Origin of the sequence: Desulfoluna sp. (assembly GCF_030145185.1) — a bacterium.
Lineage (GTDB): Bacteria > Desulfobacterota > Desulfobacteria > Desulfobacterales > Desulfolunaceae > Desulfoluna.
This window is the reverse complement of sequence record NZ_JAQYWB010000091.1, coordinates 1-19,300: the sequence shown is the minus strand read 5'-3', so window position 1 is coordinate 19,300 and position 19,300 is coordinate 1. Positions and strand designations below refer to the sequence as shown.

The following is a 19,300-nucleotide window of genomic DNA, read 5'->3' as shown; positions in this document are numbered from 1 at the left end:
GTGATGAGGGCCGCCCTCGGGTTGAGCCCGGCGTCCAACCCATCACACATCCCCGCGGCAATGGCGATGATGTTTTTCATGGCCCCGCCGATCTCCACCCCAACGGGATCGTCATTGGCGTAGACCCGGAACACCGGCGAGGCAAAAATCGCCTGTACCTGCCGGGCCACCGCAAGATCCCTGCCCGCCACAGCCACCACCGTTGGGACCCGTGAGGCCACCTCCCGGGCAAAGCTGGGGCCGGAGAGCACGGTAATCTGGCCGGGGGCAATCTGGGGAAGACACTCTGCGAGAACCCCCGTCATGGTCAGATGCGTCTTATTCTCAATGCCCTTGGAGGCTGTCACCACCAGGGTGTCCTTGTCCATGTGGGGGGCCATCTCGGTGGCGATGCTGCGCATGTGATGGGAGGGCACCACCACAAGCACCAGGTCTTTGCCGCCCACCGCCTGCTTCAGGTCACAGGTGGGGTTGATCCGCTCGGGAAGCTGCGCTCCGGGCAGGAACACCTTGTTCTCCCGCTCCGACAGAATCTGGTCCCTCACCTCCTCCTCAAACACCCACAAGTCCAGGTGAAAACCATTTTCTGCCAGCAAAAATGCCAGTGCCGTTCCCCAGCTTCCGCCCCCTACCACGCCTATTTTCATCGTTTTCTTATCCATAGCCCCTTGCTTTTAAGTGTCTCACACTCTCGTTGCTGCATTACCGCCATGACGTCCCCGTGCGAAGCATCCTGACGGCCCTCCCGTGATGGGGAAAGGGACGTCGGTGCCCATGATAGTTTTCGAACAGCCCACGGGAAGTCTTGAGAAAAAATGGTCACAAACGAAAAATGGCGGGGCAAGCCCCGCCATTTCGTCATGGTTTATTCATTATCCGTCGGTTCGGGTGTCTCCCCGGAGTCTCCCTCCGGAGTGCCGCCCCCATCGGGGGTCGGCTCCTGGGCTTCGCCCTCCTCGGGCTCCACGGCAGGGACGACACCGTCGCCCCCATCCAGGGCCGCATCGACCTCGTCTTCCTCTTCTTCCTGCCACGGCAAACGGACCGCACCGGCCACACGCTCCCCGTCGTCCAGTCGGAAAAGCTTCACGCCCTGGGTATTTCGTCCCACCACGGAGACATCCCCGACGCGAATACGTATCAGCTTGCCGCTGTTGGTCATCATCATGACATCGTCTTCATCATCCACAAGAAGCAGGGAGGCCACGTTACCGTTTCGCTCGGAGGTCTTGATGGAGATAACCCCCTTGCCCCCGCGACCCCTGAGAGGATACTCCTCTACCGGCGTCCGCTTCCCATATCCGTTTTCGGTAACCATCAGCACTTTTTCACCGGCTTTAAGGACCTCCATACTCACCAGAGAATCCTCACCCACAAGTCTCACGCCACGAACCCCCTTGGCACTTCGACCGGAGCCCCGAACATTGGTTTCCTGGAAACGCACGGCCTTGCCCTCGCGGGTGGCCATCAGCACATCCATGGACCCGTCGGAAAGACGGGCGGAGACCAACTCATCTCCGTCGGCAAGGCCCACGGCAATGATCCCGCCCTGACGGGGACGGCTGTAAGCCATCAGGTCGGTCTTCTTCACCGTCCCGTTCCGGGTGGCTACCACCACAAAGTGGTCTTCCTTGAATTCGGGAACGGCCAGCACGGTGGTGAGCTTTTCGCCTTCCAGAAAATTGAGGAAGTTGACGATGGCCCGCCCCTTACTCGTCCGGCTCGCCTGGGGCAACTCGTAGACCTTACTCCAGTAAACCCTGCCGAGGTTGGTGAAAAAGAGGAACATATGGTGCGTGGAGGCCACGAAGAGCTTCTCCACAAAATCGTCGTCACGTGTGGCCATCCCCACGCGCCCCTTGCCGCCCCTGTGCTGGCTCTCGTAAAGGCTGATGGGGGTCCGCTTGATGTACCCGCGGGTGGAGACGGTGACCACCATGTCCTCTTCTTCGATGAGATCTTCTATGGAGATATCACCGGTGGCTTCCACAATCTTCGTCCGCCGCTCATCCTTAAACTCATCCCGGATGGTCACCAACTCATCTTTGATGATGTTGAGGACAATGCGCTCGCTCCCAAGAATCTCCCGGAACCATGCGATGTCTTTCAAAACACCGGCGTACTCTTCCAGAATCTTCTCACGCTCCAGACCCGTCAGACGCTGGAGACGCATATCAAGGATCGCCTGGGCCTGCAGATCAGAAAGACCAAACCGCGCCTTGAGACCCTCTTTGGCTTCGACGGGGTTCTTGGACTTACGGATCAGGCTGACCACCTCGTCGAGGTTGTCCAGAGCGATCTTGAGGCCTTCCAGAATATGGGCTCTGGCCTCGGCCTTCCGCAGATCGTAAATCGTTCTTCGAACCACCACCTCTTTGCGGTGCAGCAGAAAATGGTCCAGGAGTTCGCGCAGGGTGAGAAGCTCAGGGCGGTTGTTCACCACCGCCAGCATGATCACCCCGAAACTGTTCTGCATCTGGGTGTGCTTGAAGAGCTGGTTGATCACCACTTCGCCCATGTGGTCTCGCTTGACCCCCATGGCGATGCGCATGCCTTTCCGGTCGGACTCATCCCGAACATAACGAATCCCCTCAATCACCTTGGACTTCACCAGCTCGGCGATCTTCTCAATCAGACGCGCCTTATTGACCTGGTAGGGAAGCTCGTGGACGACGATGGTCTCGCTGTCGTCTTTGTTGCCCTTTTCAATCTCCACCAGGGCTCGGATCTTGATGATCCCCCTGCCGGTGGTGTAGGCCTCCCGGATCCCCTTGCGGCCGAAGATAATCCCGCTGGTGGGGAAATCAGGGCCGGGAATGTAGTCCATAAGCCCTTCGCTGGTAAGCTCCGGGTTCTCAATGAGGGCGCACACCGCCGCGATCACCTCCCCCAGGTTGTGGGGCGGGATGTTGGTGGTCATGCCCACGGCAATCCCTGAGGAGCCGTTCACCAGAAGGTTGGGAAATTTAGCCGGCAACACCGAAGGCTCGAGAAGAGATTCATCGTAGTTGGGATTCCAATCCACGGTCTCCTTGTCGAGATCGGCAAGCAGCTCATGGGCGATGGGCCGCATGCGCACTTCTGTATAACGCATGGCAGCGGCGGAGTCCCCGTCGATACTGCCGAAGTTGCCCTGACCGTCCACCAGAGTGTAACGAAGAGAAAAGTCCTGTGCCATACGTACGATGGTGTCATACACGGCCGTATCGCCGTGGGGGTGGTACTTACCGATGACATCACCGACAATACGTGCGGATTTTTTGTAGGGCTTGTTCCAGTCGTTCTTCAACTCACGCATGGCAAAAAGCGACCTGCGGTGAACCGGTTTGAGCCCATCACGGACATCGGGCAGGGCCCGGCCGATGATGACGCTCATGGCATACTCAAGATACGATTTTTTCATCTCGGTCTCGAGACTGATATGTGGAGAGCTTTCCAGTTGAGTCATAGAGTTCACTACCTTCATCTGCTAACGTGCATGTCCAAAGTCGCAATGGCACCTGTACCCGAAAAAACCGAAAGAACCGGAAATTCGTGACGGCCTCGCAAACGTTGCATTCAATCTGTCACTTCGGGGCTCAGAGACCCTGTTTTCACAGGTTTCACAGGAAGAAGCCACTCCAGCAGAGTGGCTATTCGTCATGGATTTCTCCCGAGGCATCCTCAACGTGGGGCCGATTTCGTCCTTCGGGCTCCACAAGGCTTTTGTAACTCTTATTATATATATCCGATAAGGTCAAAAAAAACGTGATGACCAGTGGGCCATAGATGATCCCGAGAACACCAAAAAGTTGAAGCCCCCCGATAATACCCAAAAAGACCAGCAGGGTGTGCATCTTGATCCGCTTACCCACCACCGCCGGTTTGAACAGGTACTCCACACCGCCGGAGAGCAGCACATAAATCACCAGGACGGCAATCCCTGCCCCCATACGCCCCACAAAAAAAAGCCAGAGGGCCGTCGGCACAAAAATTATGCCAATGCCGACAATAGGCAAAAAGGCAAAAAAAGCCATCAACACACCCCAGAGGACCGGAGAGCGAAAGCCGAGGAAGGCAAAGATCAGCCCCCCCACCACTCCCTGGACCATTCCGCTGATCCCGTTGACCACCAAAACGGCCCCTGCCATATCCTTGAACTTATTCATCAGTTTGACGTCTTGGTCCTCCGGCAGAGGGGACAAATTAATAATGTATCGAAGAAACCGGTGACCGTCCAACAAAAGGTAGTAAATAATGATCAGCATCAAGAAAAAATGGATGACAAATTTAAGTAAATTTGAAGCAATGGCATTGGCCTGATTAAAAAGGGTCATCCCTACGGATTTGCCCAAATCAATAATGGGCTTGATCATCTCATCAAAGGTCAAGCTCAAATCGAAGTTAGCCAAAACACTGTTAATCCGCTCCAGAATGTTGCGAGAGACAAAAAACTGCTTCACCGAATCCACGACCTCGGCACTCACGGCCTGCACATAAAAATTATGGATCTCATTGGCCAGGACCCCGACAAAGAGCACAATGGGCACAAAAAGAACCACAAAGATCAGGATGCAGGTAAAAAATGAGGCGTAGCGGGGCGGGAGTTTTTTCCCCAGCAACCGGTAAACGGGATAGAAAACACCGGTGACGACGGCTCCCATGACGATGACGGAGATAAAGGGCCAGAGAAGTTTGCCCAAAAGAAAAAAAGAAATAATGAAGAGGATGAGGAAAAACCAGAGAATCAGATCACGGGGTGTCCTGTCCAGCATAGTACAAAGATCCACCACCCTGAGCTAAAAGCCATGAAGGCCTGATCGGGGCTGAAATGGCCGGAAAAGGGCGGAGCAGGCTGATCCCGATCTCCGCCCCCCCGGCTGAAATGGGGTTACTTCCGAAGGATATGGATAACGCCCGCAAAAAGAAGCGTTTCGTAAATCACAACGGGGAGCATGGCGTGACCAAAAAGGGCAAAGACAATGCCTCCGCCCATAATGGCGGGAACGCCGGAAAAGATCATGATACCAGTCTTCTGTGGCTTATCCATCGTATCGAACGCCTCCTTGGTTAAAGCAGCATATCACAAAATAACTCAATTTTCCCTTAAATCGAGTGATTTACATGTAACAATAACGCTCTCTCAAGTAAAGCAAAAAAGGTCCCTGAAAAGGGAGAGGACGACGATGACAACCACAGAGGTGAAGAGGCGGCCAGAGAATGAGACCCCTGGCCGCCGAAAACACGATAATTTAGCCCGAAGGGTGAGAAAAACAAACAGAATACCGTGGATTACATTTTGCATTTTTGAAACGACCGAAAATATTACTGCAAAGAACTGTAATTACGAATCATTCCTTAGTCCTGATTGTTTTTTCATGAAATATCCGGGTTAGCGCTCAATCACCATGGCCATGCCCATCCCGCCGCCGATGCACATAGAGATAATCCCGGTGGAGAGACTCTCCCGTTGCATCTGGTACATACCGGAGACCATCTGACGGGCGCCCGTGGCCCCGATGGGATGCCCCAGGGAGATACCACTGCCCAGCTGGTTGGGTTTTTCCACAGGGATATTGAGCTCCCGCATGCACGCGATGGCCTGGGAGGCAAAGGCTTCGTTGAGTTCGATCATATCAAGATCAGACACAGCCATCCCCAGACGTCCCATGACTTTTCTCACAGCCGGGATGGGACCGAGTCCCATATACGCAGGATCCAGACCGCCGGAAGCAAACCCCTTGATTTTCACAATGGGAGTCAGCCCCAGCTCTTTGGCTTTCTCTTCGGTCATCAAAAGCACCGTGGCCGCGCCGTCGTTGATTCCGGAGGCGTTGCCTGCGGTGACGGTTCCGTCTTTTTTAAAAGCGGGGCGCATTTTGGCGAGTTTCTCCATGGAGGTGTCCATGGGCCGCTCGTCCACATTGAAAACGGTCTCCCCTTTTCGGGATTTGATGATGACATCGGCAATTTCCGGCTTAAACGTGCCGTGTTTAATCGCCGCCAGCGCGCGGGTATGTGAGAGCAGAGCCAGCTCATCCTGCTCCTGACGGGTGATGCCGTATTTTCCCGCAATGTTTTCCGCGGTAATCCCCATGTGGTAGCCATAAAAAATCTCGTACAGGCCATCATAGACCATCAGGTCGGTGACTTCCCCGACACCGGTGAGCTCCATGCGATGCCCCCAGCGAGCCTTGGGCAGGGCCATGGGCACGTTGCTCATGGACTCCATGCCACCGGCCAGGATCACCTCAGCATCCCCGCACATGATGGACTGAGCGGCCAGCGCGATGGCCTTCAAACCGGAACCACAGACCTTGTTCAGAGAAAAAGCAGGGGTCTCTTTGGGCAGACCTGCGCGAATCATGGCCTGACGGCAAGGGTTCTGGCCCTGAGCCGCCTGGAGTACGTTGCCCATGATCACTTCATCAACGGTGATGGGGGTGGCGCTCTCATCCCAGTCACAGCCCGTGGCTTCAAGATCGGTGAGCCCCTGATCTTTCAGAACATCGGGGCAGATGGTCTTCATCTCATCGCCGACCACTGGCCGAAGCCCGGCTTTTTTGAAGGTCTCTTTCATTACCACAGCACCGAGATCGGCCACACCGACACTTTTGAGTCCGGCACCAAAGGTACCGACCGCGGTCCGTGAACCGCTGACGATCACAACATTTTTCATGGGATCCTCCCGTTTTTATATTTTAACATGACTCTTCGAACTTTTCTGGTATGATCAAAAGTCCGTTTATCCCGTGCGAAAAACGACGCTATAGCCGCTTGTTAACCGCATCAAGCTTTAACAGAACCGATAACAAAAGACAACATACGTCATGTGCCTGATCCTTGTTTCCTTCAAGAGCCACCCGTCGCTCCCTCTCGTCATCGCCGCCAACCGCGATGAATTTTATGCCCGTGAAACCGCCCCCATGCAATGGCATGAGAAAGGCCCCTTCGTTCTCTGTGGCACCGACCTCAAAGAAGGGGGCACCTGGATGGGCATCACCAAAAGGGGACGCTTCGCCGCCCTCACCAACCACCGGGACCCATCGCGCATCAACCCCAAGGCGGCCTCCAGAGGCTGGATCGTCTCCCGCTTCCTGGAAGGCGACGAGGAACCCCAAGCCTTTGCCGACACCCTGAGGCGAGAAAAAGATCACTACAACGGCTTCAACCTCCTCTTCGGGACCGTGGACCGTCTCTACCACTACAGCAACATCTCGGACGCCTTGACCGAACTCTCCCCCGGCATCCACGGGATGAGCAACGCCCTCTTGAACACCCCCTGGCCCAAAGTAGAGACCGGAAGAAACAAACTGGGCCAGCTGGCGCCCCCCACAGCAGAAAACCTCTTCAGCCTCCTGGCCGACCGGACACCTCCCGATGACGACCTGCTGCCGGAGACCGGCATGGGCCTCGAATGGGAACGACTCCTTGCCCCCCTCTTCATCCAGAGCGAGGTCTATGGCACCCGCTCCAGCTGCCTCATCACCCTGGACACCCACCGGACCCTCACCGCCACCGAACGCACGTACACCGGCTTCGATACCGGCCCGGACGACATCAAAGAGGACCGACGATTTCAATTTTCGGTGTAGAAAAGCAGGATGGATCAGAGAGGGGATAAGGAAAGGGCCAAAAGCGTGCTTCGTGCTTGGTTCTTCGTGCTTCGTTCGAGGAGTCGCTGCGCTCTGGCCATTATAAAAAATCCATGCGTACCCCACACCCAGGCGGAGCCTGGCAGCGAGAGAGGGAGTCGCGCGTCACCCGCTGGTTCATCTCACCCGACCTCGTTCCCAAGCTCCGATTGGGAATGCCTGACGGAGGCTCCGCCTCCATGGTGGATAGCGCATCAACTTGTAAATTAATGCTCACACCTTCGTCTCCCATACCGGCAAGGCAGAGCCTTGCACACCCCACACCCAGGCGGAGCCTGGGAGCGAGAGAAAAACCCACACCACCAAAAAGTTGGCACCGGGCGGACGCATGCCCCCCTCCTGGGCGCGCCGTGCTCCGTCGCGGCTTTTTTGTCGGAGGCATCCCACCCCGAATCCCTTCATGAGCGACCCGTCTTCGCCTGCGGCTACGCCGTGACAAGGAGGCAAAGCGCATCCTCAACCAGCGTTTAAGGCAGCACACCTTGCTGCCGGAGTTAGTCCGGGCAGCGGCAAGGCAGATTAAATGGTCTTCATGGGTATTTTTTCCGGAAAACATGTAGAAGCGTGAATAACCAAGATAGTTAACCACGGGCTTCGGCGCGACAAGCCAGGGCTGGGAGCATACGCGAACCTGGGGTGCAGGGGATTTATCCCCTGCCCGCCGGAGGCATTGTCCTTACCGCTTTTTTTTCAATGCCCTTCGGATGATCTCTTTCCAGGCGGAGAGGCGGGGGCCAACCACGGATTCATAGCCGCGATCGGTGGGGGTGTACCAGCTCTTTTCTTTGATTTCGTCGGGGAGGTACTGCTGGGGGGCAAAGGCACCGGGGTAATCGTGGGCATAACGATAGCCCTCTTTGTACCCGAGATCCTTCATGAGTGGGGTGGGGGCGTTGCGGATGTGTTTGGGGACAGGCAGAGAACCTCCCCGCTCGACCTCTTGGGTGACGGCCGCCAGGGCGGTGTAGACGCTGTTGCTTTTCGGAGCCGTGGCCAGATAGACCGCGGCCTGGGCCAGGGCTCGAACCCCTTCGGCCGCCCCTAAGAATTTGTAGGCTTCCATGGCATGCAGGGCCATGGAGAGGGCTGCGGGATCGGCCATCCCCACATCTTCCGTGGCCACAGCGGCCATGCGACGGGCAATATAAAGAGGATCTTCTCCGGCTTTGAGCATCCGCACCATCCAGTAAAGGGCCGCATCGGGATCACTGCCACGCAGGCTCTTGTGAAAGGCGGAGATCAGGTTGTAGTGCTCATCCCCGCTTTTATCGTATCGAACGGCTTTGCGCTCCAGCAGAATTTCGGCCTCGGCGAGGGTGACATGGCACCCCTTGCCCGCTTCCATACGCTTTTGTTCAACAAGAATTTCAAGGGTATTTAATGCCGTACGCACATCGCCGTCGGCCATGCGAACGAGATGGGAGAGGGCCTCATCATCCACGGCCACCTCCATGCGTGCGAGTCCGCGATCCGGATCCTCAATGGCCCGTTTCAGCACCTGGAAAATGGTCTCAGGGGTCAGGGATTTAAGGGTCACCACCCGGACCCTGGAGAGAAGGGCGGGGATCACCTCAAAGGAGGGATTTTCGGTGGTGGCACCCAGGAGAGTAATCAGGCCGCTCTCCACATGGTGAAGAAAGGCGTCCTGCTGGGCTTTGTTAAAGCGATGGATTTCGTCGACAAAAAGAACGGTTTTCCGCCCTTTGAAGTTGCGCTCTTTCTTGGCCTCTTCGATGACAGCCCGCACATCCTTGACGCCGGAGAGCACGGCAGAGATCTTGATAAACCGACACCGGGTCTCCGTGGCAATAATGGAGGCCAGGGTGGTTTTCCCGCAGCCGGGAGGCCCCCACATGACCATGGGAAAGATGTGATCCGAAGCGATGGCGCTTGCGATGAGGCCACCGGCCCCGGTGAGGTGCTCCTGACCGAGAACTTCCGAGAGGGTTCTCGGACGCATACGCTCAGCCAGCGGCGCGTTAAGATTGCCGTGTTCCTCATTTCTGTAATCAAACAGATCCATACCCACCCGACCACTTCCCGGGCTCGCTGTCCCGCTGTCAGACATTTCTGCAAAAACAGGATAAAACACTCCGGGCCCCGCAAGGAACCCGAAGTCCATGCTATGTCAAACCGACGGTGCCACCGTCGGGATTCCCGCTGCCGCAGGAAAAAAGGCTTATCATTGCGATTCGCCGTCCCGCTTCAGCTTCTTGACCTTCTGCACCTGCCGGTCTTTTTTCTTCTGTACCTTATTCCGGCTCTCTTTGTCCTTGTGCCCCTTGTTCCGGTTGTTGGTGTTATCCTCTGGCTTGGGGCCAAACTCCATACGACCGGTTTTTTCGCGATAAAGCAACTTGATGGGCGTCTGATCGAGCTTGGTATACTCCCTCAGCTGGTTCATCAAAAACCGACGGTAAGAAAAATGCACCGCTTCCGGGTAGTTCACAAAGGAGACGAAGGTGGGCGGCTTAACGGCCACCTGGGTGCTGTAGAAAAATTTCAACCGCTTGCCCTTGTGCAGGGGGGGCGGAGTCCGCTCCGTGGCCCATTCGATGATGCGGTTGACATCACCGGTGGAGATACGGGTGTTGTACTGATCATACACCGACCGTATCTGGGCAAAAATTTTCTCCACACGCTGTCCGGTCAGGGCAGAAATGGTAGAGTAAGGAGCAAAGGTAAGAAACTTGGCACCCATATCGAGGCGCTCTTTAAAGAGTTTGGGGCTCTTTTCATCGGCGGGGACCAGGTCCCACTTGTTGAAGACGAAAATAACCCCGCAGCCGTTTTCATGGGCATAGCCGGCCACGGTAACGTCCTGATCGGTGACCCCTTCGGCGGAATCAATCAGGATCAAGGCCACGTCACAGCGGTCCATGCTTTTGATGGCCTTCAGAACGGAAAACTTTTCAAGTTTGTCCTTGACCTTCCCCTTCCTGCGAATACCGGCGGTGTCGATGAACCGATAAAGCTGCCCGTCACGTTTCATCATCGTATCGATGGCGTCCCGGGTGGTCCCGGCCACATCACTCACGACCAGCCGCTGCTGGCCAGTCAGGCGATTGATCAGGGATGACTTGCCCGCGTTGGGGCGCCCCACCACGGCCACATTGATGATCTCATCATCGTCTTTGGGATAGGCGGCCGCCTCAGGGAAAGAAGCCACCAGCTCATCGAGAAAATCCGGCACACCGTAGCCGTGTTCACCGGACACAGGATAAGGATGATCAATACCCAGGGAGTAGAAATCGTAAAGGTTCCCCTCCTGATTCTCCCCATCAATTTTATTAACCACATAAAAAATCTTGGTGTGGGTCTCCCGCAGAATCATCACCAGATCCCGGTCGTAGGGAGAGATCCCCCCTTTTCCATCTAAAACCATCACCACGGCATCGGCTTCCGCCACCGCCTGAGTCACCTGATCCCGAATGGCCCCGGCAAAGGCGTCATCGTCATCGATGAGGTATCCGCCCGTGTCTACCAACAGAAACGGGGCGTCGTTCCAGAGGGCTTCGCCGTAATGACGATCCCGGGTGACACCGGGCATGTTATCCACGAGGGCCTTACGGCTTCGTGTGATGCGGTTGAACAAAGTGGATTTGCCCACATTGGGGCGTCCAATGATGGCGACGATGGGTTTCATGGGTCGTGTCCGTATAGGATTAATCTGGAGGTATCGAATCGGGTGCCTGATTGAAGATACAAGGTGACATCCAAAATGTCACCCCTTTCCCCTCAGGCCTTCCGCACTCGGTTTTCCCCACACAAAAAAGGGGCTGACCGGAATTTACAGTCAGCCCCTATGCATACAAATGGCGTCCCCAAGGGGATTTGAACCCCTGTCGCCGGCGTGAAAGGCCGGTGTCCTGGACCAGGCTAGACGATGGGGACATAATGGTGGGTCGTACTGGGCTCGAACCAGTGACTCTCTGCTTAAAAGGCAGATACTCTACCAACTGAGTTAACGACCCGCTGTGTCTCAAAGACTCGAAGCTTATACTCAAATTGCGCCGACTCTGTCAACGTAAAAAATGGATCGTTGCCTTTTTTCCAGGCATCTCCTTTTAAGATAAAAAAGAACACCCCAGAGAAAAGCCCCATCCCAAGCCCCTCCCAGCATGTTTTTTAATCATACGGCGACCACCGAGAGGCCCTTTTGCACGTACAAACAAAAAGAGGGGTTGATCGCGTTTGCGATCAACCCCTCTTGAAATTTTTAATGGCGTCCCCAAGGGGATTTGAACCCCTGTCGCCGGCGTGAAAGGCCGGTGTCCTGGACCAGGCTAGACGATGGGGACGCAATGGTGGGTCGTACGGGGCTCGAACCTGTGACTCTCTGCTTAAAAGGCAGATACTCTACCAACTGAGTTAACGACCCGCTGCGTCTCAAAGACTCGAAGCTTATACTCAAGTTATGACGACGGTGTCAAGCCGAAATTTTCACAAAAATAAAATCCCTGCCACCCGCCCGGGCCCACAGAGATCTAAGCCAGTGCTTTCACCGAAAAAAGCAGATGACGCCATCTTACTTCCGCCAGAATTCCGGCACAAGAAAAATGATGACCGTGTAGATTTCAAGGCGGCCGAGAAGCATGCACCAGGCCAAAAGCCACTTTCCCCCCTGGGGAATCAAGGCAAAGTTTTCCGAAGGCCCCACAAGACCGAATCCGGGCCCAATGTTACCGATACAGGAGCCCACAGAGGTAAAGGCGGTGACAAAGTCAACCCCCATACCGGCCAATATAACGGAGCACAGCGCAAAAAGGCCGATATAAATGGCCACAAAGCCGATGATGCTTCGCATGACGTTTTCAGGCACCGCCTTGCCCCCCAGCTTAACCGTTGCCACGGCCCGGGGGTGAATCAGCATATAGAGCTCCCTGTAGCAGTATTTCAAGCAGAGCATCACACGCACGACCTTCATACCGCCCCCCGTAGAACCCGCCGAGGCACCAATAAACATACAAAGGAAGATCAACACCTGGCTCAGCCCTGGCCAAAGCTCATAATCGGCCGTGGCGTACCCTGTGGTGGTGATAATAGAAACCACCTGAAAGGATCCGTAGCGCAGCGCTTCGGGCAGGCTGTCATACACAGTGCCATAAAGATCAAAGGTAACGACAACAGAAAGGCCCAGCACAATAATCAGAAACCAGCGGCACTCGGAATCCCGCCAGAAAGCCAGGGGTTTCCCCCGCATCATCTGATAGTGCAACGAAAAGTTGATGCCGGCCAGCACCATAAAGACGATGATCACCACATCAATATAGGTACTGTTAAACCCCGCCACCGAGGCATTCCTCGTAGAGAACCCCCCGGTGGGCATGGTGGTAAAGGTGTGACAGAGGGCATCAAAAAGATCCATGCCGCCGAAGAGCAACAGTACTATCTTCATTACGTAGATCATGGCAGACACCTTCCAGAGGATGGAGGCCGTTTCAGAAAGGCGCGGCTTTAATTTATCCGGAACCGGGCTCGGCACTTCAGCCTTATAGAGCTGCATCCCGCCCACGCCCAAAAACGGCAAAATGGCCAGGGAGAGCACGATAATCCCCATACCCCCCAACCACTGGATCAAACTCCGCCAGAAAAGCAGCCCCTTCGGCACAGCCTCGATGTTGGTCAACACCGAGGAGCCTGTGGTGGTGAACCCGGAGACCGACTCAAAAAAGGCGTCCACAAAATGGGGAAAAACACCGCTGAAATAAAAGGGAAGCGCCCCGTAAAGACCGACCACTGTCCACCCGACCGCCACAATGGCCATTCCCTCCCGCTGGCTGATGTTATCGAAACTGACGTTCCGACAGGCCAGAAGGGCGATGGCCCCGGAGACGGCAGTAAAGACCGCAGAAAGAAGCAGGGCCATCAGGTCATCCCCCCCATAAAGGGCGGAACAGATCACGGGCAACAGCATGGAAAGTCCAAGGACAAAAAGCAGAAACCCGGCAATATACGTCACAACAGGCCAGCGCATTAGAAGAACTCCAGCTTGACGGTCAGCATCTTCTCAATACGGGGGACCGCCTCACGCGTGGCAAAAATAATCACCCGGTCGTCGGGCTTGATCACACTCTCACCCGACGGAATAATCACCTCATCATCACGGATAATACATATAAGGAGGGCTCCCCGGGGAAATGAGACCTTACGGATGGGGGTGTCCACCAATTCTGAGGTCTGAAGCGCCACCGCTTCGATCACTTCCGCCTGCTCCCCGTGAACGCTCATGGCGGAGAGCACCTTGCCCTTCCGAATATGCTGCAAAATGGAGTTAATGGCCGAAAGCCTCGGACTCACCACCTGCTCCACCCCAATGCTCGCCATGAGGGGCATGTAGCTGAACCGGCTGATTTTGGTGATGGTGTTGTCGGCGCCGACACTTCGGGCTAGAAGGGAGACCAAAATATTCGTCTCCTCATCGTCGGTCAGGGAGACCACAAAATCCATGTCCTTGATATTTTCTTCCAGAAGCAGGCTCTGGTCAGAGCCATCCCCACAAAGCACCACGGCGCGGTTCATCCGCTCGGCAAGATAGCGGCACCTCTCAGGATTTTTCTCTATAATCTTCGTATGAATATTCTTGCTCTCAAGCAAATCAGCCAGACGCGCGCCGATCAGACCACCGCCCACGATAAGGACCCGGTTCACTGGTTTCATGCGACGATTGAAAAAGCGCAGGACTTCATTCAGCTTGGTGGACTCACTGATAAAATAAACAAGATCCCCGAGCTGAAGGGTATCGTTGCCATGGGGCACAATGAGCTCCCCTTTTCGAACAATGGCGGCGATCAGGGGACGAACACCCCCCAATCGTGACGAAAGCTCGGAAAGACGCAAGCCCGCCAGAGGGCTTCCCTCCTCCAGGCGCATGCCGACAATTTTAACGCGGCCACCTTCGAACTCACCCACATCAACGGCTCCGGGGACCCGCATTAATCGGTAGATGGTCTTCACCACCTCAATCTCGGGGTTAATAATGGTGTCGATATGGGGGGCATTGGCCCGGAAATGCTCGTGGTAGGCGTCGTAATCACCCAACCGGATGCGGGCCAGTTTTTTCGTGGCGGGAGAGATGATGTCGCAGGTAAGGCAAGCCACCAGGTTGGTCTCATCGCTGTCGGTGACAGCCAGCAGAATATCGGCCTTTTTCACCCCGGCATCGATGAGGACCTCAGGGCTGCTGCCCGAGCCCTTCATAACCTGCACGTCCAGAGTCTCAGAGACTCGCTTCAGGGCCTCATCACTGGTATCAACCACCATGACATCTTTGTTCTCAAGAGAAAGCCGACTGGCGATATGAAACCCCACCTCACCGGCTCCTACGATAACAATTTTCAAACAGTATCTCCTGGTATCTTTGGTTTTAGAGGTCTTTCACCGCCATTTCAGCCATCCGGAAACACTCCCGTCAACCCGAAACTGCGTAAAAAAAGACCCAGCCACCGCCATCGGGCAGCCACCAACAAAGACACCCGCAGGGCGGGTGGTCGGTTACGGCTGAGCGACGTATCGGCAGCGCGTGCGGTATTCCCCATAGCCTTCAAGATGTTGCATGGAAAAACGCCTGCAGTATGTCGCTATGTCATAGCCGATTCCCTGGCCAAGGTCAAACAAATGGCCACGACACCCAGCACAATAACGCCTCGCTGTCAGCCCGGCCGATCCCGCTGCAAGCGATTCCGAACGCCCGACATCGGGGCATCAATAACCGTTATCTGCCGTCTCAAAGCGAGGTCCTCCAGCGGACCAACCGGGCAGGGCGTTGCCATGACAACACCCCGCCTTCCTCTCTTTTTAAGCCATCAATGGCCAATCACCTGTCCATAATTTCCGCCCACCCGTTTGCCTTCAGACACGACAAGCTTCCCATTGACAAAGACATGGCTGATGCCATCCGGGTACCTGTTGGGGGCATGAAGGGTAGCCCGGCACGCGATGGTGTCTGGATCCATCACCGTTATATCCGCTTTCAACCCGGGATGAAGGCGTCCGCGATCGGTCATTTTCATGCGATCGGCCGGAAGGCTGGTGATCCGTCTCACCGCCTCTTCCCAGGAAAAGAGCCCCTCTTTTTTCACGTAACGATCAAAAAACTGGCCCACCCATCCGTACACGGTGGGTGCCCCGGTGTTGCCCGCCAGGGGGCCATCTGGTGCCACGGTCTGGGCATCGGATATCACGCCGCACAAGGGGTGAGCGAGAAGTTCCTGCTGCATGGACTCGTCAAAATTCCATCCCGCCCAGATCACTCGAGACATTCCTTCACCGGCAGCAAGGAGAAGATCAAACACCGCGTCATGGGGATCGCAGGCCAGAGCCTCTCCGATCTCTGCCATGGTTTTTCCGACCAGCTCAGGGTGATCGGGGGAATAAAACAAGGTGATCAGGTCCCACCGTTTTTGAAGGACCAGCTGCCAGATGGGATTCGGCGAAGCCTTCATCTTCTGCCTGGCCTCCGGGTCGGCCAGGTACCTCAACGTGGCATCAATCCCACCCACATGGGCCCAGGTCGGAAGGACCGACGCCATCAGGGTCGGCCCCCAGTTGTCAGGGATCAGATCAAAGGCCACCTCCCCTCCACTGGCGTTCAACCGATCAATCATCGACAGGCTGTTGGCCACCGCATCCACAGGGGCGCCAAATTTGGGGCTTAAGTGAGAAATTTGCAACCGAACACCGGTGATACGGGCCACCGAAATGACCTCACTGAAGGCCATATCGTAGTGAACGTCCCGGTTTCTCACATGGGCGGATAAAATCCCGTCATGGGCCGCAACGACCCGGGCCAGAGCCACCAATTCCTGGGTGTCCGCATGGATACCGGGTTCATACTCCAGCCCCAGGGAGAGGCCATGGAACCCCTCCTGCAAGCAGGTATCCAAAAGGGCGCACATGGCCTCAAGCTGCTCGGCCGTCGCCCTTCCCCTGCCTTCCGGAATCACGCACCGGCGAAGCGACCCGTGACCGGCGAGTGCCGCCACATTCACGCCCACCCCTTCTTTTTCAAGTCGCGCCAAATAATCTCCGGCACTTCGCCAATCCACGTCCACGCCAGGCTGGTAGCCCAGAATCCCCTTTAAATCATCCGCGCAGCTACAGGGGGCGCAGCTGTAGCCGCACTGACCTATCACCTCAGTGGTGACACCCTGATGAATCGAGCTCATGGCCCTGCCGTCCACCAGAAAGGTAAAATCCGAGTGGGTATGCAAATCGATAAAGCCGGGGCAGACCATCTTGCCCGCGGCATCGATGATCAGGGCCGCCTCCGCAGAACCGATATCGCCCACGGTGGAAATCAGGCCCCCTGTAATCGCCACATCCGCTTTAAAGGATGAGCCCCCTTCCCCGTCAACCACCACGCCGTTTTTTATAAGTACATCTATCATGGCTACACTCCGCTTAAATCATGAAATCTCCCCACCGCCCTTGAAGGCCGGTGAAGGGGAGAGGGCTACTTGAAAAACACATCAACGACACCCGTGGTTAACCAAGGCATGGCGCAAAGAATGATAATGGTCACAATGTAGGGCACCACAAAGGGAAGAACCCCGATGGAAGACTCCTCAAGGGAGATGCCCGCAATGCGCGAGGAGACAAAAAGATTGACCCCGATAGGGGGCGTTAAAAAGCCCACTTCGCAGGTCAACACCGTGAGTACCCCGAAAAAGATAGGGTCGATGCCCATGCTTTTAACCACCGGCAGAAGCACGGCCGTAAAGATCACGACCTGGGGGATGGATTCCATCCACATGCCCACGAGAATGTAGAGCGCGCTGATCACCAGCAGCACGAGAAAGGGGTTGCTCGTAAAGCCCGTAAAAAAGCCCTGGACCGCAATGGGAATATCGTAGAAGGCAACCAACTGGCCAAAGGCCTTGGTGGAACCCAGGATCACCAGCACAGTGCCCACCATGGTCGTGGTGGCCTTAAGGCTGTCGATGATATTGGCCACCGTCAGTTTCTTATAGATGAAGGTGCCCACGAAAAGGCCGTAAAAAACCGCCACAGCCGAGGCCTCCGTGGGGGTGAAGATGCCACTGTAGATACCGCCAAGAATAATCAGCGGCGCCCCAATGGCCCACTTCCCTTCCCAAAGGGCCTTCAAGAGGGGACGAAACATAAAATCATCGTCCACTCTTTCCCCAAACCCGCTCACCCTGCAAACGGTGGAGGAGGTCAAAATAAGAAACAGAATAACCATGAACCCGGGCACCAGGCCGGCCAAAAAAAGCTTGGGAACCGATTCTTCGGCGATCAGTGCGTAAATAATCAGCAGGTTGCTGGGGGGAATGATGCTCCCCAGGGCCCCGGCAGACGCGGAAATCCCGGAGGCAAATTTTTTGGGGTACCCCTCATCCACCATGGCAGGGATGGTGATGGAGCCGATGGCCGCCGTCGTGGCAGGACCGGAGCCTGTCAGCGAGGCAAAAAGCCCGCAGCTGATAATGGTCACAAGGGAGGTTCCGCCCCGTAAGGACCCCACCATTTTCCGTGCAATGTGGATAAGATGCTCCGACATTCCGCCCTTTTCCATCAACTGACCGGCCAGCACAAAGAGTGGAATGGTCATCAGGGGAAAGGATTCAAAGGCGTTGTAAGCGGTTTGGCTGAGCAGGGTAAACGGGATATCGATAATATGCAGGCCGACGACGGTGGCAACACCGGCCGCCCATGGAATGGGGACGCCGATAAGCATGCAGCCCATAAAGGCAATTAACATACACAGAGGTCCGTTCATAAATCACACTCCTTAAATCATGCAATGGGTTGCGCTTAGTCTTCACATAAAAGCTCTCTGGTGCGATTCACCGGGCCTCTAAATCCTCGGGCAAGTCACAGGTCAGCTCGCAGACACCCGTACGCCACCAGCGATAATAGAACTGGAGAATGCGAAAGGTCATCAGGGCAAAGCAAAAGGGCACAACCGCCTGGGGCCATCGCTGTTCAATGCCCAGGGCCGGAGAAATAAAATGGGTGCCCCAAAGGATCCTCAAATACTCAAGACCATGGAAGACCATAAAAATATTAAACGCACACCAGACGGCGTCGCCTGCGACAATGACGCCAATGGCAATCTTTCTCGGAAACATGAAAACAAGATTCAGAATACGGACATGACTCTTTTCGGTAACGGCCAGTGCTGCACCGAAGTAAACAGAGAAAGCCATGCCGTAAATGGCCAGCTCCTCCGCCCACGGGGCTGACTGATGAAAAAGGTAGCGCAGGATCACCTGAAGAAAGACACAGCAGGCCATCACCACAAGTGAGATCACGCAAAGGGTGCTTTCAAACTTCGTATTGAACCAGCGCGTCAGGGTTGATGGGGACATCAAAAGCTCCTTACTCATGCGCAGAGAGTTAAAAAATATGTTTAAAGGGCTGCTCCGGGGCGTTCAGGATAACCCCGGAGCAGCGGGTCACAGTGGGCAGCCACGATCATTGCCCCGGCGAAGGGCTATCCCGGATATTTCATGAGAAAACAATCAGGTCTAAGGAATAATCCGTAATGACAGTTCTTTGCAGTCATATTTTCAGTCGTTTCAAAAATGCAAAATGTAATCCACGGTATTCTGTCTGATTTTCTCACCCTTCGGGCGAGCCGGGTGCACTCATCTGCCGCGTTATCAGAGCTTTGAGGTAAACCACTACATCTTCAGCTCTGA

The 19,300-nt window shown here is 55.4% G+C and carries 13 protein-coding genes and 4 tRNA genes; 1 reads left to right on the top strand and 16 read right to left on the bottom strand.

The genetic code is table 11. The features are described 5' to 3' along the window. The 5 genes from Q1Q75_RS20280 to Q1Q75_RS20260 form a co-directional block, all read right to left on the bottom strand. The coding region (locus Q1Q75_RS20280; protein ID WP_300674533.1) for an NAD(P)H-dependent glycerol-3-phosphate dehydrogenase at positions 1-662 on the bottom strand (662 nt) is incomplete at its 3' end. Positions 663-865: 203 nt separating this feature from the next. After that, positions 866-3,448 carry a DNA gyrase subunit A gene (gene gyrA, locus Q1Q75_RS20275; RefSeq protein WP_300674530.1) on the bottom strand — a complete coding sequence of 861 codons (2,583 nt, stop codon included), beginning with the start codon at positions 3,446-3,448 and terminating at the stop codon, positions 866-868. 184 nt (positions 3,449-3,632) lie between these two features. Next, positions 3,633-4,754 (bottom strand): AI-2E family transporter, encoded by a 1,122-nt coding sequence (locus Q1Q75_RS20270; RefSeq protein WP_300674527.1) that lies wholly within the window; start codon positions 4,752-4,754, stop codon positions 3,633-3,635. 116 nt (positions 4,755-4,870) lie between these two features. Then, the gene (locus tag Q1Q75_RS20265; RefSeq protein ID WP_300674524.1) at positions 4,871-5,029 is read right to left on the bottom strand and encodes a hypothetical protein; all 159 of its coding nucleotides are present in this window, start codon (positions 5,027-5,029) and stop codon (positions 4,871-4,873) included. A 342-nt stretch (positions 5,030-5,371) separates the two neighbouring features. Further along, entirely contained in the window at positions 5,372-6,658 is a 1,287-nt protein-coding gene (locus tag Q1Q75_RS20260) for an acetyl-CoA C-acetyltransferase (protein ID WP_300674522.1), read from the bottom strand. A gap of 151 nt (positions 6,659-6,809) precedes the next feature. On the opposite strand from Q1Q75_RS20260, the gene Q1Q75_RS20255 reads away from it, so the two are divergent. Then, complete coding sequence (locus tag Q1Q75_RS20255) at positions 6,810-7,574, top strand: NRDE family protein (protein ID WP_300674519.1); 765 nt, start codon at positions 6,810-6,812, stop codon at positions 7,572-7,574. A 736-nt stretch (positions 7,575-8,310) separates the two neighbouring features. Here Q1Q75_RS20255 and Q1Q75_RS20250 read toward each other — a convergent pair. The 11 genes from Q1Q75_RS20250 to Q1Q75_RS20200 form a co-directional block, all read right to left on the bottom strand. Then, the gene (locus Q1Q75_RS20250) at positions 8,311-9,657 is read right to left on the bottom strand and encodes a replication-associated recombination protein A (RefSeq protein WP_300674516.1); all 1,347 of its coding nucleotides are present in this window, start codon (positions 9,655-9,657) and stop codon (positions 8,311-8,313) included. A gap of 159 nt (positions 9,658-9,816) precedes the next feature. Beyond that, positions 9,817-11,280, bottom strand: a complete 1,464-nt coding sequence (gene der, locus Q1Q75_RS20245; RefSeq protein WP_300674513.1) for a ribosome biogenesis GTPase Der — start codon at positions 11,278-11,280, stop codon at positions 9,817-9,819. Positions 11,281-11,450: 170 nt separating this feature from the next. After that, positions 11,451-11,528 (bottom strand) — tRNA-Glu (locus tag Q1Q75_RS20240). A 4-nt stretch (positions 11,529-11,532) separates the two neighbouring features. Next, positions 11,533-11,608 (bottom strand) — tRNA-Lys (locus Q1Q75_RS20235). 249 nt (positions 11,609-11,857) lie between these two features. Further along, positions 11,858-11,935: transfer RNA gene (locus Q1Q75_RS20230), tRNA-Glu, on the bottom strand. 4 nt (positions 11,936-11,939) lie between these two features. Beyond that, positions 11,940-12,015: transfer RNA gene (locus Q1Q75_RS20225), tRNA-Lys, on the bottom strand. A gap of 147 nt (positions 12,016-12,162) precedes the next feature. Then, positions 12,163-13,611, bottom strand: a complete 1,449-nt coding sequence (locus tag Q1Q75_RS20220; protein WP_300674510.1) for a TrkH family potassium uptake protein — start codon at positions 13,609-13,611, stop codon at positions 12,163-12,165. Continuing rightward, positions 13,611-14,975, bottom strand: coding sequence for a Trk system potassium transporter TrkA (gene trkA / locus Q1Q75_RS20215; protein ID WP_300674507.1), 1,365 nt, complete (start codon positions 14,973-14,975; stop codon positions 13,611-13,613). Before trkA ends, Q1Q75_RS20220 begins: the two co-directional genes overlap by 1 nt. Before the next feature lie 464 nt (positions 14,976-15,439). Next, positions 15,440-17,023 carry an amidohydrolase family protein gene (locus Q1Q75_RS20210; protein WP_300674505.1) on the bottom strand — a complete coding sequence of 528 codons (1,584 nt, stop codon included), beginning with the start codon at positions 17,021-17,023 and terminating at the stop codon, positions 15,440-15,442. A 65-nt stretch (positions 17,024-17,088) separates the two neighbouring features. Beyond that, positions 17,089-18,375: a TRAP transporter large permease gene (locus tag Q1Q75_RS20205; protein WP_300674502.1), complete on the bottom strand. Its 1,287-nt coding sequence runs from the start codon at positions 18,373-18,375 to the stop codon at positions 17,089-17,091. Between the two features lie 67 nt (positions 18,376-18,442). Beyond that, positions 18,443-18,967, bottom strand: coding sequence for a TRAP transporter small permease (locus Q1Q75_RS20200; protein ID WP_300674499.1), 525 nt, complete (start codon positions 18,965-18,967; stop codon positions 18,443-18,445). Positions 18,968-19,300: the final 333 nt, after the last annotated feature.

What these genes read in the sequence shown, in the direction of transcription:
- Q1Q75_RS20205 (WP_300674502.1), bottom strand. Translation starts at nt 18,375, where the DNA reads ATGAACGGACCTCTGTGTATGTTAATTGCCTTTATGGGCTGCATGCTT.
- Q1Q75_RS20265 (WP_300674524.1), bottom strand. Translation starts at nt 5,029, where the DNA reads ATGGATAAGCCACAGAAGACTGGTATCATGATCTTTTCCGGCGTTCCC.
- Q1Q75_RS20220 (WP_300674510.1), bottom strand. Translation starts at nt 13,611, where the DNA reads ATGCGCTGGCCTGTTGTGACGTATATTGCCGGGTTTCTGCTTTTTGTC.
- Q1Q75_RS20255 (WP_300674519.1), top strand. Translation starts at nt 6,810, where the DNA reads ATGTGCCTGATCCTTGTTTCCTTCAAGAGCCACCCGTCGCTCCCTCTC.
- Q1Q75_RS20200 (WP_300674499.1), bottom strand. Translation starts at nt 18,967, where the DNA reads ATGTCCCCATCAACCCTGACGCGCTGGTTCAATACGAAGTTTGAAAGC.
- Q1Q75_RS20250 (WP_300674516.1), bottom strand. Translation starts at nt 9,657, where the DNA reads ATGGATCTGTTTGATTACAGAAATGAGGAACACGGCAATCTTAACGCG.
- Q1Q75_RS20270 (WP_300674527.1), bottom strand. Translation starts at nt 4,754, where the DNA reads ATGCTGGACAGGACACCCCGTGATCTGATTCTCTGGTTTTTCCTCATC.
- Q1Q75_RS20210 (WP_300674505.1), bottom strand. Translation starts at nt 17,023, where the DNA reads ATGATAGATGTACTTATAAAAAACGGCGTGGTGGTTGACGGGGAAGGG.
- Q1Q75_RS20260 (WP_300674522.1), bottom strand. Translation starts at nt 6,658, where the DNA reads ATGAAAAATGTTGTGATCGTCAGCGGTTCACGGACCGCGGTCGGTACC.
- der (WP_300674513.1), bottom strand. Translation starts at nt 11,280, where the DNA reads ATGAAACCCATCGTCGCCATCATTGGACGCCCCAATGTGGGCAAATCC.
- gyrA (WP_300674530.1), bottom strand. Translation starts at nt 3,448, where the DNA reads ATGACTCAACTGGAAAGCTCTCCACATATCAGTCTCGAGACCGAGATG.